General features: G+C 73.9%; 10 protein-coding genes. 6 read left to right on the forward strand and 4 right to left on the reverse strand.

Translation table 11 applies throughout. The annotated features are described in order from the left end of the window. Positions 1 to 22: 22 nt before the first annotated feature. The 4 genes from F4562_RS27245 to F4562_RS27260 all read right to left on the reverse strand — a co-directional run bounded on the left by F4562_RS27245 (position 23) and on the right by F4562_RS27260 (position 6,360). Complete coding sequence (locus F4562_RS27245) at positions 23 to 2,200, reverse strand: serine/threonine-protein kinase (RefSeq protein WP_184541599.1); 2,178 nt, start codon at positions 2,198 to 2,200, stop codon at positions 23 to 25. Between the two features lie 231 nt (positions 2,201 to 2,431). Then, entirely contained in the window at positions 2,432 to 3,829 is a 1,398-nt protein-coding gene (locus F4562_RS27250; RefSeq protein ID WP_221206947.1) for a YlbE family protein, read from the reverse strand. A gap of 70 nt (positions 3,830 to 3,899) precedes the next feature. Continuing rightward, the gene (locus F4562_RS27255) at positions 3,900 to 5,477 is read right to left on the reverse strand and encodes an AllF/FdrA family protein (RefSeq protein WP_246473578.1); all 1,578 of its coding nucleotides are present in this window, start codon (positions 5,475 to 5,477) and stop codon (positions 3,900 to 3,902) included. After that, a complete protein-coding gene (locus F4562_RS27260; RefSeq protein ID WP_184541598.1) occupies positions 5,467 to 6,360 on the reverse strand; it encodes an oxamate carbamoyltransferase subunit AllH family protein in 894 nt (297 codons plus the stop codon). Before F4562_RS27260 ends, F4562_RS27255 begins: the two co-directional genes overlap by 11 nt. A gap of 181 nt (positions 6,361 to 6,541) precedes the next feature. On the opposite strand from F4562_RS27260, the gene F4562_RS27265 reads away from it, so the two are divergent. From F4562_RS27265 to cutA, 6 genes are all read left to right on the forward strand, one after another. Next, positions 6,542 to 8,104 carry a PucR family transcriptional regulator gene (locus F4562_RS27265; protein ID WP_184541597.1) on the forward strand — a complete coding sequence of 521 codons (1,563 nt, stop codon included), beginning with the start codon at positions 6,542 to 6,544 and terminating at the stop codon, positions 8,102 to 8,104. A 9-nt stretch (positions 8,105 to 8,113) separates the two neighbouring features. Beyond that, complete coding sequence (locus tag F4562_RS27270) at positions 8,114 to 8,329, forward strand: RNA-binding S4 domain-containing protein (protein ID WP_184541596.1); 216 nt, start codon at positions 8,114 to 8,116, stop codon at positions 8,327 to 8,329. A 197-nt stretch (positions 8,330 to 8,526) separates the two neighbouring features. Further along, positions 8,527 to 9,909 carry a uracil-xanthine permease family protein gene (locus F4562_RS27275; protein WP_184541595.1) on the forward strand — a complete coding sequence of 461 codons (1,383 nt, stop codon included), beginning with the start codon at positions 8,527 to 8,529 and terminating at the stop codon, positions 9,907 to 9,909. Beyond that, positions 9,906 to 10,775, forward strand: coding sequence for an FAD binding domain-containing protein (locus F4562_RS27280; protein ID WP_184541594.1), 870 nt, complete (start codon positions 9,906 to 9,908; stop codon positions 10,773 to 10,775). Before F4562_RS27275 ends, F4562_RS27280 begins: the two co-directional genes overlap by 4 nt. Continuing rightward, on the forward strand, positions 10,768 to 11,244 hold the full coding sequence (locus F4562_RS27285; protein ID WP_184541593.1) for a (2Fe-2S)-binding protein: 477 nt from the start codon (positions 10,768 to 10,770) through the stop codon (positions 11,242 to 11,244). Before F4562_RS27280 ends, F4562_RS27285 begins: the two co-directional genes overlap by 8 nt. A 28-nt stretch (positions 11,245 to 11,272) precedes the next feature. Then, positions 11,273 to 13,663: an aerobic carbon-monoxide dehydrogenase large subunit gene (cutA, locus tag F4562_RS27290; protein WP_184541592.1), complete on the forward strand. Its 2,391-nt coding sequence runs from the start codon at positions 11,273 to 11,275 to the stop codon at positions 13,661 to 13,663. The last annotated feature ends 93 nt before the right edge of the window (positions 13,664 to 13,756 follow it).

Below are 13,756 nucleotides of genomic sequence, written 5' to 3' on the forward strand. Positions count from 1 at the left end.
CGGAGGCGGTCTCCCGCGGCCGTCACTGGGCGGAGGCGAAGGTGGCGAAGAAGGTCTCCCGCACGTCGGTGATCTTCCCCCAGTCGAGGTCCTGGGCCCGCAACGTGATCAGGTAGGCGGTCTGGCCGTTGACGGCGACGTAGCGCGTCAAGGCGTGCACGGGAACCCCGTTGGCCTGGTCGTAGGTGTACTCCCAGTCGGCGGCCTTCCAGTTCCGGTAGTCCACCGGTATCACCTCGATCTCGGAGTAGCCGTCGAGGCCCTTCCTGTCGGCCTTGGCGATCCCGGCCATCGGGTCGGTGACCGGCACCTCGACCACCGAGATCCGCTGCCCGCTGTTCTTCGGCCCGGAGAAGACCACACTGGTCCTGCCGGTCCGCTTCACCGTCCAGTCATCGGGCACCGCGGCCGACACACCGCCCGAGGTCCGCAGCACGAAGCCCGCCGGGACCTCACCGGTCTCCTCGGAGCGCTCGGGCTCGTCGGCGGGGGCGGGCGCCGCCACGGCGGCCCCCGCTCCGACCGCCGGGTCGTGGGCACCGCCGGGCAGCAGGACGAACAGCACGGCGGCCACGACGGCCAGCACGCCGCCTCCGCCGAGCGCCAGGAGCCGGGGGTCGGGGCGGCCGTCGCGGGTCCGGGCGCCGGTGGCCCGGCGCCGGGTGCTCCTGCGGCCCGGGGACGGGGGTTCGGCGGGTCCTGTGGCGGGCCCAGTGGTGTGCGCGGCGGCGGGCCCCGTGGCGGGCCCGGTAGCGGACGCGGCGGCGAGGCCCGGCTCGTGTGCGGCCTGCCGCATGTCCCCGCCGGTCCGGGACTGCGGGGAGGAAGCGGGCAGGGCCGTCCCGCCTCCGCCGATCGGCCGGCCCGGGACCGCTCCATCGGGCGACTCCCCGGGGAAGCCGGCGGGCGGATCGAACGGGAAAGCGGCCGGCGGGGCGAACGGGTCGCCGCTCAGGGCGGCCGGCGCGGCGAGCGGGCCACCGCTCAGACCGGCCGTGGGGACGCGCAACGCGTCGTAGCCGCGCTGGTGGCCGCCGTTCGGGCCGGACGGCGGGCCTTCGGCCGACGGGAGGCGCCACGGCGGGACCGGCACGTTCACGGCCCGTCCGCCCGGCGTCCCGGCGGGTGTGTCACCGGGGGCCCGCGGCTCGTCCGGGAAGTCGTTCGGGACCCGGACCGGGCCGGAGGGCGTCTCGACGATCCGGGAGGGCACCGCCCCCGGCGTGACCTCCAGCGGGGGCATCAGGTGTAACGGCACGGAGCCGCCGGGAAGCGGAACCGGGGGAGGGGCGGGCGGCCGGTTCGGCGTGCCCGAGCCGTGGCTGCGCAGCACCTGCTCCAGCAGTTCCGCCACCTGGGCGGCGCTCATCCGGTCGGCGGGGTCCTTGCGGAGCAGGCCCTCGATGACGGTGGTCAGCGCACCCGCCCGCGACGGCCGGGCGGGCTGCTGGGTGAGGATCGCGCCGAGCACGGCCACCGGGTCGGCCCCGTCGTACGGGGCCCGGCCCTCGACCGCCGCGTACAGGGTGGCGCCGAAGGACCACAGGTCGGACGCCGACGTGAACTGCCCGCCGGACAGCCGCTCCGGGGGGATGTAGGCGGGGGAGCCCATCAGCAGACCGGTCTGGGTGATCGTGACGTTGCCCTCCACCGCGGCGATGCCGAAGTCGGTGAGGACCACCCGGTCGGAGGTCAGCAGTACGTTGCCCGGCTTGATGTCACGGTGCAGGATCCCGGCGGCGTGCGCGTGGCGCAGCGCGTCGAGCACCCGCACGCCGATCTCGGCGGCCTGGACCACCGGCAGCGGACCGTTCCGCTGGACCGCCTGCTCCAGCGACCAGGCGCGGACCAGCTCCATCACGATCCAGGGCCGGCCGTCCTCCTCGACCACGTCGTGCACGGTGACGATGCCGGGATGACTGAGCCGGGCCGCCGAGCGGGCCTCGCGCAGCATCCGCTGGTGCGCGATCCGCGTGCTCGCCTGGTCCAGCCCGTAGGGGAGGATCAGCTCCTTGATCGCCACGTCCCGGTCGAGCAGGACGTCGTGGGCGTGCCACACCATGCCCATCCCGCCCCGGCCCACCGGCGACACCAGGCGGTAACGCCGTCCCACCAGCCTGCCCTTGCCCTCCGGTGTCGCTCCGGCGGCGTCCCCGCTCCCGAAGCCGTAGGGGGTATTCCCGAGCAAGCGATCGGCCATCGTACCCCGTTCCCTATAACCAACCCTTATTTGCGCGGTTCGCCACGATATCGGGATGGCATTCGGTAATGGAAGTTGGCATAGGGGGAAAAGGGGCGACGGTGCTATTTGTCACCGGGGCCTCCCCTGCGGCCACGGGCCGCCGTTCCCGCTCTGACGTCGCCTGATGGGGCGGTTCACGGGAAGTGGCGGACTTCACCCGACCTTATGGTAAAAGATCGCCGAAACGATTCATCCCGCGTCTCCGGCCGCTTCGGCCAGCGCGGCCAGCGCCGCGGTGAACGCCGAGGCGGGCGGGCTGACCAGACCCGCGCCGACCTGCCCGGTGCCCGCGACCCGTCCCGCGATGCCGGTGTTCACCGTGGGCAGCAGGCCCGTCCTGGCGACCAGCGTGACGTCGACGCCCACCGGAGTGCCCCGGAAGCCGAGCGCGGGGATCTGGTAGGCCGGGTGCTCGGCCAGGGTGATCTCGTACATCGACCGGGTCGCCGCCGTCGCCTCCGCCACGTCGCCGCCCACGAACCGGACGATCGCCGGAGCCGCGGCCATCGCGAAACCGCCCAGGCCCGCCGTCTCGGTGATGGTGGAGTCGCCGATGTCCGGGTTGGCGTCCTCGGGCCCGTACGCGCCGAGGTAGAGCCCGTCCGGCACCCCCGCCGGGCCGGTGAACCAGCGGTCGCCCAGGCCGGAGACCTGGACGCCGAAGTCCGTGCCGTTGCGCGCCATCGCCACCACCAGGGTGGAGCCCGGGACGCCCCTGGCGGCGTCCGCGCTGACCTTGCACGCGGCCATGCCCGCGTTGAGGAAGAAGTGGTCGTTGCCGTTGACGAAACGCAGGACCTCGGCGGCGTGGCCGGGTGCGGTCTCCACGATCGACGGGGCGAGCTCGCGCGCCATCAGCGAGGTGGCCGCCCGGTTGCGGTTGTGCAGCTCGTCACCCATCTGCAGGGCCTGCGCGATCAGCGCCCGCAGGTCCAGCGGCCCGCTCCGCTCCAGCGTCGCGCGCAGCACCGGGCCGAGCACCTCGCCCATCCAGCGCAGGCGTTCGAGCACCTCGGGACCGTAGGCGCCGTAGCGCAGCACCTTGCCCAGGCCCTCGTTGAGCGAGCAGTACGCGGTGCCGCCATGCTCGGCGTCGTGGACCTCGAACATCCACATCGACGGTGTGACCACACCCGCCATCGGCCCCACGGTCCGGTGGTGGTGACAGGAGTCCAGCCGGGCCCGCCCGGCGGCCAGCAGCCGTTCGGCCTCCTCGGCGTCCGCGGCCAGCCCTTCCAGCAGCATCGCCCCGACCAGCGCACCCCGCAGCGGGCCGGACGCCCGCTCCCACTCGATCGGCGGCCCCGCGTGCAGGAAGGTGCCCTCCGGCAGGTCGAGCACCTCGCTCGCGGGCCGTACCCCGACAAGGTGGGGCCGGGCGGACAGCAGGCGTCCCACGGCGGTCTCGTTGGCGCCGGCCCGGCGCGGGTCGGCGAGAACCCGGGCCAGGTCCGTCTCGGTGCCGGGCATCGGCGGACGCCAGTCCACCCGCACCCGCGGGACGGCCTGCGCGTCCAGCGCCTCACCGAGCACGTCGGCCCCGACCGTGATCACTTCCGGTTCTCCGGAGAGCATGGACAGCGTCAACGAGCACTCCTGGGCTGAGGGCGGTGGCGTTCCGCCGGGCGAACGCAGGCCCCGGACCTGCGGGAACGGTTCATCGAGGGGTCGCGGTACCGGCCGGGGCGACGCGCGCCGCGTACGCGGCGGCCCGCGCGTTGGAGGCGAACACCGCGGCGCCCGCCGCCTGCAGAGCCCGCGCCTGGGCGTGCAGCCCCTGCGGGTCGCCCTCGGTGCCGACCAGTGCGACGACCACCGTGACGCCCCTGGCGCGGGCCGAGGCGATCTCCGGGGCGAGACGCGCCGCGGGGTCGGGGTCGGCGCCGTGGCCGAGCACCACGTCGAGCAGCGCGACGTCACCGGCCGGCACCGCGGCCAGCGCCTCCAGGCGCAGCGTCGGGTCGATCATCGGGTGTGCCCGGCCGCGCGTGTAGGCGTCGTCGCCGAAGTCGGTGAACTCGCCGGTCCCGGCGACGAGCCGGGCCTCGGTGCACAGCGTCCCGCCCGCGTAGATCCCCCGCAGCCTCCCCGCCGGGGCCGCCGGAACCGCCGGGGCCGCCGGAACCGCCGGGGCCGCAGCGCCGCCGGTGCCGCCCGTGCCGCCCGGCGTCACGCCGTCACCCGCGCCGGCGGAGACCGCACTGTCGGAGGTCGCACTGTCGGAGGTCGCACTGGCGGAGGCCGTGTCGCCGGGACCGGTGGCCGCGACGCCCGCGGCGGGCCAGGACGGCCACTCGGGGACCGGGGTGCCCAGCCTGCGCAGCACGGCCTCGGCGGCGGTGGTCAGGTCGTCCCCGTCCGGGCCGAGCAGGGCCGTCACCACCGGTGTTCCCAGGCCCGCGACGGCCTCCTCGACGACCCGCGCGACCTCCGGGGCGGGAGGCTTGGAGACCAGAAGGATCAGCTCGGTGCCCGGATCGGCGTCCAGGGCCCGCAAGGCGCGCAGGGTGGACAGCCCGCCCACCTCCGCCGACAGGTCCCGGCCGCCCACGCCGAGCACCTGGCCGACCCCGACGCCGGCCAGGTCCAGCAGGCAGGTCACCTGCTGGGCGCCCGTGCCGGAGGCGGCCACCACCCCGACCGGGCCGGGCCGCAGCACGTTGGCGAACCCCAGTCCCGCGCCGCCGATCACCGCGGTGCCGCAGTCGGGGCCCATGACCAGCACGTCGCGTTCGGCGGCGCGCCTCTTGAGCAGCACCTCCTGCTCCACCGGCACGTTGTCGCTGAACACCATCACCGACAGCCCCGCCTCGACCGCGTCCAGCGCCTCGGCGAACGCGTACGGGCCGGGCACCGAGACCAGGACCACCGCCGCCCCGGTGGCCCCGGCGCCGCCACGGTCGCGCGCGGCGGCGCGTACGGTGCGCGGGGGTCGCTCGGCTGCGGGCCCGGCCGGTGTCCCCCCGGCGAGGCCGGCCAGCAACCGGTCCAGTTCGGCGGAGGCGGCCTCCAACTCGTCCGGTCCGTCGCCGCGCAACGCGATCAGCAGGTCCGCCGGGCCGGCCGCGGGCAGGTCGAAGCCCAGCTCGGCGGCGACGCCGAGGTTGAGCTCGGTGGCCATCGCCACCACCGCGACCTGCACCCCGGGCAGCGCGCCGGCCGCCCGGCTGATCCGCATCAGGCTCACCGAGTCGTGGTAGACGCCCGTGCGTACCCGGACCACATCAGTGCTCAACTGTCCTGCCCTCCACGTCGATCACGGCGGCCAGCCCGATCCGCACCCCCCAGGCCAGGTCGGCACCGGAGGTGTGGCCCAGGCTCAGCAGGCGGTGCAGCGCGGGCTCCAGGGGTTGTTGTCCGGCCAGCCCGCGCAGTACGGCCAGCACCTCGCCGCTGGCCTCGCCCCGGGCGGCGCAGTGCAGCAGCGCCGCCGAGATGGGGGTGGTCCTGCCGCGCACGTCGAAGGTGACCGCGGCGGCCAGCCAGTCGGCGAGCCAGACGGCTCCGCCCGCCCCCGCCGCGGTGCCCAGGTGGCGCAGCGCCACCAGCAGCCCGGCGAGCACGTCGTCACCGCTCGGGGTGAGTCCGGGGCCCAGGCCGACGAGCTGTTCGGCGGCCGTCACGCTCCTGAGCAGCGATCCCTCCGCGCACCCCCGGGCCAGCAGGGCGACGGCGCCGTTGCCCTCCAGCCCGGGACGCCGCGGCGAGCGGTCGCACAGCCCGGCCAGTGCGGGCAGCGCGCGGGCCAGCCGTGCCGCCGGCACCGGGCCGAGCGGCGGGGCGGGGTCCCACCACCGGTGGGCCCGCAGGCTGAGCCGCCCGATGTCGATCGAGCCGTCGCCCACGTACGCCTCGGCGCCCAGCTCGGCCCGCGGCATCGGGCCGGCGACGACCATGGCGTTGGGCAGCCGGGTGGCCTTCCCGCTGACCACCGCGACCACCTGGGGTTCCAGCTCGGTGCGGACCTCCAGGTAGACCCCGGCGGGGAAGGCCGCGAGCACCCGGGCGGGCCGGCGCGGCGCCTCCAGCATCGGACGGAGCGCGGTGCTGGCCGCGCCGGCGCCGTGCGTCCGCGCGTCCGCGTGCCGCTGTGGACCGGGCCGCGTCCCGACGGTCATGGACGCCCCCGTACGAAGGCGTTCTCCCCGCTCATCCGCTCGATGCGCTCGCTCACGAATCCCCCATCCATTGAGGCGACGGTAGAACGGGGGCGGACGAGGCCGTACGGAGAAAGATGCCAACAGTCAGCCCAAAGGTTGGCTCTTCCTGCCAGACGGGTCTATCGGTAACAATCGCCTCATGGAGCCTCCCGTGCGTCCGGCGAGTACCGGCACGATCATCCACGGCGTCGCCGTCGGCGAGGTCCTCGGTGTCTCGACGCTCGCGGGAGCCCGGCTGATCGCGGGCGGGCGGGGGCTGGACCGCATCGTGCAGCGGCTCAACGTGATGGAGGTGCCCGACGTCCTCGCCTGGGTCAAACCGAACGAGCTGCTCCTGACCACCGGCTACCCGCTGCGCAACACCCCGCAGTCGCTCGGCCGGCTGGTGGCCGACCTCGACGAGCGGGGGCTGGCCGCGCTGGCCGTCAAACTCGGCCGCTACCTGGACGAGCTGCCCGAGGAGATGGTGGAGCAGGCCGACCGGCTCGGCTTCCCGCTCATCCAGCTCCCCGACGACGTCGGCTTCGACGACATCCTCAACCAGGTGCTGACCGACATCCTCAACCGCCAGGCCGCCGCGCTGGCCAGGGCCGAGGAGGCGCACCGGGCGCTGGTGCAGGTCGTGCTCGCCGGAGGCGGGCTGCGCGAGGTGACGGCCGAGGTCGCCGGGCTCCTCGGCGTGGCCGTGGCCGTGCTGGACGGCACCGGGCAGGTGCTGGCCGCCGCCGGCCCCGCCGAGCACCTGCCCACGTTGTGCGGCGCCGCCGAGGAGAGCCGCACCTCGGTGCCCGTGGTCGCGGGCGGCCACCACCACGGCCGGATCGTCGCCTGCGGCCCCGTCGGCTCGATCGGCGACGGCGACGTCGGCATCCTGGAACGCGCCGCCACGGTCGCCGCGCTGGTGGTGACCCGGCAGGAGGCGGTCAACGCGGTCGAGAGCAAGTACCGCGCCGACTTCCTGCGCGACGTGCTCACCGGCCGGGCGGGCGGCTCCGAACGGGTCGCCTCACGGGCCCGGGCGTTCGGCTGGGACCTGCAGCGCCCGGTCACGGTGCTGGTGGCCGAACTCGACCCGGAGGGCGACGAGCGGGCCGCACAGGATCGCCTGGTCGCCTGCTGGACCGCCGCGATGCGCCGCCACGACCCACGCGGGGCGGTGGCCGGGTTCTCCCACGAGGTCGTCGCCGTCGTGGACGCCTCCGTCGACGCGACCCGGCTGGCCAGGGACGCCGCCGCCGCGTTCGCCGACTGCCTGCCCGCCACCTTCTCCACCGGGGCGAGCCGCACCGCGCTCGGGGCGGAGGCGCTGCCGGAGGCGTACGGCCAGGCGCTGAAGGCGGCCAGGGTGGGCCGCCAGCTCCACGGCCACGGCGCGGTCGCCCACTTCGACCAGCTCGGCGTCTACCGCCTGCTGTCGCTGGTGAACGACACGGCCGAGCTGCACGCCTTCGTCCGCGAGACCCTCGGCCCGCTCGCCTCCGACGACGACGCGGAGAACGCCGACCTGCGCCGCACCCTTCAGGTGCTGCTGGAGACCAACCTCAACGTCGCGGAGACGGCGCGGCGGCTGCACTTCCACTACAACACGCTGCGCTACCGGATCGGCAAACTGGAGCGCCTGCTCGGCGGCTTCACCGAGGACGCCCACCTCCGGCTGAACCTGACCCTGGCCCTTCACGTCCTGCGGATGCGCGGGATCTAGACTCGGGGCGTGAACGAGACCTTCGAGCTGGAGACCGAATACATCCCGCTCTGCGACCTGCTCAAGTACTGCGGCGTGACCGAGACGGGCGGCCAGGCCAAGCTCCTCATCTCCGGCGGCGAGGTGCTGGTGGACGGCCGGGTGGAGCTCCGCAAGACCTGCAAGATCCGTGACGGCCAGGTCGTCTCCGGCCACGGCTTCGAGATCCACGTGACAGCCGGGTAGCGGCCCGCGCCTCACCGGGGACGCGGCGGCGGCGTGCGCAACGCGTCGGCTGATCGGCCACTCAGATTTGGCAGATCATGACGATGTACGGGTATGACATCAGTCCTAATGTGCCCGCAACGGTAGTTGAGTGGACTCGCCGGAGGGATGCCCGCGGGGTGGCCACCGACCGACGGCCCGGTGAAAGGTGGGGCTCGATGGTTCCAGGTTGGACGAAACACGGCGACGGCAAGACCCTGGCCCCGGGGGAGGTCGTCAGACCGGACGAGCGGCTCTCCTGGCCACGCATGGTCGGTTTCGGCGCGCAGCACGTCGTGGCCATGTTCGGCGCGACGTTCGTCTTCCCCCTGGTGATGGGGCTCGACCCCAACGTCGCCATCATGTTCTCCGGCATCGGGACGATCCTGTTCCTGCTCATCGTGAAGGGGAGGGTCCCCAGCTACCTGGGGACCAGCGCGTCCTTCGTGGGCGGCGTGCTCGCCATCCGGGCCCTGTTCGGCGGTGACACGCCCGCCGTCGACGCGATCGTCACCGGGGCCATCCTCGTCGCCGGGCTCGTCCTCGCGCTCGTCGGCGCGGCGATCCACTTCCTCGGTGTGCAGATCATCCACCGGATCTTCCCGCCCGTCGTCACCGGCGCGGTCGTCATGCTGATCGGCTTCGGCCTGGCGTACGTCGTCGCCGACGTCTACTGGCCGCAGGACCGGTGGATCGCGCTGATCACGATGAGCGTCACCTTCGTCATCATCGTGCTCTTCAAGGGTTTCGTCGGCCGGATCGGCATCCTGCTCGGGCTGGTCATCGGCTTCCTCCTCTCCTGGGGGGCCGACCGGGTGTTCGGGCCCGTCACCCCCTACGACGCCGCGGGCGCCGCGCTCGCGCCGCGTCCGCGGGTGAACTTCGACGCGGTGGCCCAGGCCGACTGGATCGGCCTGCCCGACATGCACTTCCCCGACGTGAGGTTCTCCGCCGTCCTGCTGGTGCTCCCGGCCGTGATCGCGCTGGTCGCCGAGAACATCGGGCATGTCAAGGCCGTCGGCGAGATGACCCGTACCGACGTCGACCCGTACATCGGCCGGGCCGTCGCCGGTGACGGCGTCGCCACCGCGCTCGCCAGTTCCTTCGGCGGCTCCCCGACCACCACCTATGCCGAGAACATCGGCGTCATGGCCGCCACCCGCGTCTACTCGACCGCCGCCTACTACATCGCCGCGATCATCGCGATCCTGTTCGGCCTGTGCCCCAAGTTCGGCGCGCTGGTCGCCGCCACGCCGGGCGGCGTGCTCGGCGGCATCACCGTCATCCTGTACGGCATGATCGGCCTGCTCGGCGCGAAGATCTGGATCGAGAACCGGGTCGACTTCTCCGACCCGGTCAACCTGGTCCCGATCGGGGCGGGCATCATCCTCGCCATCGGCCCGGTCAAGCACATGATCAGCGGGGAGTTCACGCTTGAGGGCATCGCGCTGGGCACCATCGTGGTAGTGGTGGGCTACCACGTGCTCCGGGCCATCGCCGGCGGCCGGAACGACGGGGCCGGCCCGCAGGCGCCGGAGACGCGACGAGAGGCCACCAGTTGAAGCCACCCCCGTTCGACTACCACGCTCCCCGCTCGCTCGGCGAGGCGCTCGACACCCTCGCGGAGGTCGGGGAGCACGGCAAGGTGCTCGCCGGCGGGCAGAGCCTCATCCCGATGCTCAACATGCGACTGGCCGCCCCCGGGCACCTCGTCGACATCAACCGCCTGCCCGGCCTGGCGGACCTCGACGTGGAGCCCGGCGGCGTCCGGGTCGGTGCCCTGGCCAGGCACGCCCAGGTGGAGCGCTCCGAGCGGGTGGCCGCCGTCCAGCCGCTGCTGCGCCGGGCGCTCCGCCTGGTCGCCCACCCGGTGATCCGTAACCGCGGCACCGTGGTCGGCAGCCTCGCCCACGCCGACCCGGCCGCCGAACTGCCCGCCGTGCTCGCCCTGCTGGGCGGCTCGGTGCGGCTGGCGCGGCCCGGCGCCGTCCGCGACGTCCCGGCCGCCGCCTTCTTCACCGGCCCGCTGGAGTCGGCGATCGAGCCGGGCGAACTGGCCGTCTCCGCGTTCTTCCCCGCCCTGCCCCCGCGCTCGGGCACCGCCTTCCGCGAGGTCGCCCGGCGGCACGGCGACTACGCCCTGGCCGGGATCGCGGCCCTGGTCGGCCTCGACGACGACCTGCGGGTCACCGGGGCCGCGGTGGCGTGCGTGAGCCTCGGCCCCGTCCCGGTGATCGTCGACGTCACCGAGGCCGCCGGTCACCGGCCCGCCGCCGCGGCCGACTGGGCCGCGGCGGCGCAGGCCGTGTGGGAACGGGTCGAGCCGGAGGCCGACATCCACGCGACCGCCGCGTACCGGCGGCATCTCGCCGGAGTCCTCGCCGAGCAGGCGCTCCGCGACGCCGCCAGGGAGGCAGCCGATGCATGAGATCACGCTGACCGTCAACGGGGTCGTCCAGCAGGTCGCCGTGCCGGGGCGGCGACTGCTGTCCGACTGCCTCCGCCACGACCTCGGGCTGACCGGCACCCACGTCGGTTGCGAGCACGGCGTCTGCGGCTGCTGCACGGTGCTGCTGGACGGCGAGCCCGTCCGCTCCTGCCTGGTCTTCGCGGTCGGCGCCGACGGGCACGAGATCACCACCGTGGAGGGGCTCGCCGCCCCCGACGGCACGCTCTCGCCGGTGCAGCGGGCCTTCGCCGAGTGCCACGGCCTGCAGTGCGGCTTCTGCACACCCGGTTTCCTGTGCACGGTGACCGCGCTGCTGCGCCAGAACCCGGCGCCGACGGAGGAGGAGGTGCTGGAGGGCGTCTCCGGCAACCTGTGCCGCTGCACGGGCTACCAGAACATCGTCAAATCCGTCCACCGCGCCGCCGAGATCATGGCGGAGGACCGGTGAGCGGGCGGGCGGGGCAGGTGAGGCGGGCATGACCACGAAACTGTTCGGCGAGCCGGTCCGGCGCCGCGAGGATCCGCGGCTGCTGACCGGACGCGGGCTCTACCTCGACGACCTGGGGGCCGGGGCCCTGGCGGCGGCGTTCGTCCGCTCCCCGCACGCCCACGCCCGCATCCGCGACATCGACGTCTCGGCCGCGATCGACGTCGACGGGCTGTTGGCGATCTACACCTGGGAGGACCTGCCGGGTGCGCTCGCCCAGCCGCTGCCGCTGCTCATCCCGCACCCCGCGCTGACCCACGGCCGCACCGCCCACCCGCTCGCCCGGGAGATCGTCCGGCACGTCGGCGAGCCCGTCGTGATGGTCGTCGCCCGCGACCGTTACCTCGCCGAGGACGCCTGCGACCTCATCCGGGTCGACTACGAGATCCTCAAACCGGTGGTCGGCGTGGAGGAGGCCACGCAGTCGGCCCAGCTCGTCCACGCCGACGTGCCGGGCAACGTCGGCGCGCACCTGGTGCAGGAGGTGCCCTCGGCGTCCGGGCGGGCGGTACGCGAGATCATCGAGTCCGCCCCGCACACCCTGGCCTTCCGGCTCGACATCGAGCGCAGCGCGTCCATGCCGCTGGAGGGGCGTGGCGTGCACGCCCGCTGGGACGCCGACGACCGCTCCCTGCGCGTCCACTCCAGCACCCAGACCTCCACCAGCGTCCGCATGGCCATCGCGGCCAAGCTCGGGCTGCCGCTGCCCAAGGTCGAGGTGATCGCCCCGGACGTGGGCGGCGGGTTCGGCGTGAAGATCGTGCACCCGTGGCCGGAGGAGATCCTCGTCCCGTGGGCGGCGATGACGCTCGGCCGGGAGGTCAAGTGGACCGAGGACCGGCGCGAGCACTTCACATCCTCCGCCCACGAGCGGGCCCAGGTGCAGTTCGTCCGAGTCGGCTTCGACGGCGACGGCCGCGTCCTGGGGCTGGACGTGAACATCCTGCACGACCACGGCGCCTACACGCCGTACGGGATCATCGTGCCGATCATCACCTCCACCCAGCTCCTCGGCCCCTACAAGATCGGGGCGTACCGGGTCGAGTTCTCCTCGATCTACACCAACACCGTGCAGGTCACCCCGTACCGGGGTGCCGGCCGCCCGCAGGCGGTCTTCTGCATGGAGCGGACGATGGACCACATCGCCCGCCACCTCGGGCTCGACCGCACCGCGGTGCGGGCGGCCAACTTCATCCAGCCCGACGAGTTCCCCTACGACCAGGGCCTGATCTTCCAGGACGGCCGGCCGCTGATCTACGACAGCGGCGACTACCCCGAGTCGCTGCGGATGCTCAAGGAGATGATCGGCTGGGACTCCTTCCCCGAGGAGAAGGCCCGGGCCGCCGCCGAGGGCCGCACGATCGGCATCGGCGTCGGCTGCTACGTGGAGGGCACCGGCGTCGGCCCTTACGAGGGCGGCCACGTCCAGGTCACCTCCGACGGCCGGGTGCACGTCTCCACCGGGCTCACCTCGCAGGGCCAGGGCCACGAGACCGTGTTCGCGCAGATCGCCGCCACCGAGCTCGGCGTGCCGCTGGAGCGGATCTCCGTCGTCACCGGTGACACCCGCAGGTTCGGCTACGCGGTCGGCACGTTCGCCTCCCGGGCCGCGGTGATGAGCGGCAACGCCATCGCCCTGGCGTGCCGGAAGGTCCGCGACAAGGCCCTGCGCGTCGCCGCCGACGCGCTGGAGGCCGACCCCCGCGACCTGGAGATCGTCGACGGCGAGGTGCGGGTGGTGGGCGCCCCGGGGGCGTCGATCCCGCTGGCGACCGTGGCGGTGCTGTCCAATCCGCTGCGTTACGCCTTCGACGAGGAGGCGGCCAGAGCGACCCAGTTCGCCGGGGCGGGTTCCTCCTTCGACCGGCCGCCGGTGGCCCCGGGGGAGGAGCCGGGGCTGGAGGGCCGCGACTACTACTCGCCGATCCGTTCGACGTTCGCCTCCGGCATGCACGCGGCGATCGTGGAGACCGACCCGCTGACCGCGGAGATCCGCATCCTGCGCTACGCCGTCGTCCACGACTGCGGCAACCTGATCAACCCCATGATCGTGGAAGGGCAGATCCACGGTGGGGTGGCCCAGGGCGTCGGCGGCGCCCTGTACGAGCGGATGGTCTACGACGGCCACGGCCAGTTGCTGAACGCCTCGTTCATGGACTTCCTGATGCCGTACGCCACCGAGGTGCCCGCCGTCGAGACCGCGCACCTGCAGACCCCGTCCCCGCTCAACCCCCTGGGCATCAAGGGTGCGGGCGAGGCGGGCGTCATCCCGGTCTCCGCGGTGATCGCCTCGGCGATCGAGGACGCCGAGGGCCTCGTGATCGACCGGATGCCGATCTCCCCGTCGGAACTGTTCGACCTGCGCCGCGCCGCGGGCTGAACCCGCGGTGGCGTCCGCGGGTGACGGCCGCCGTGGGCTGACCGCCGTGGGCTGACCGCCGTACGCGAACGGCCCGCTCCTTTTCACGCAGTC

The organism is Streptosporangium becharense, from assembly GCF_014204985.1.
Classification (GTDB): Bacteria; Actinomycetota; Actinomycetes; order Streptosporangiales; family Streptosporangiaceae; genus Streptosporangium; species Streptosporangium becharense.

Coding starts and splice junctions, on each gene's coding strand:
- F4562_RS27260 (WP_184541598.1), bottom strand. CDS start 6,360: ATGACCGTCGGGACGCGGCCCGGTCCACAGCGGCACGCGGACGCGCGG.
- cutA (WP_184541592.1), top strand. CDS start 11,273: ATGACCACGAAACTGTTCGGCGAGCCGGTCCGGCGCCGCGAGGATCCG.
- F4562_RS27265 (WP_184541597.1), top strand. CDS start 6,542: ATGGAGCCTCCCGTGCGTCCGGCGAGTACCGGCACGATCATCCACGGC.
- F4562_RS27275 (WP_184541595.1), top strand. CDS start 8,527: ATGGTTCCAGGTTGGACGAAACACGGCGACGGCAAGACCCTGGCCCCG.
- F4562_RS27285 (WP_184541593.1), top strand. CDS start 10,768: ATGCATGAGATCACGCTGACCGTCAACGGGGTCGTCCAGCAGGTCGCC.
- F4562_RS27245 (WP_184541599.1), bottom strand. CDS start 2,200: ATGGCCGATCGCTTGCTCGGGAATACCCCCTACGGCTTCGGGAGCGGG.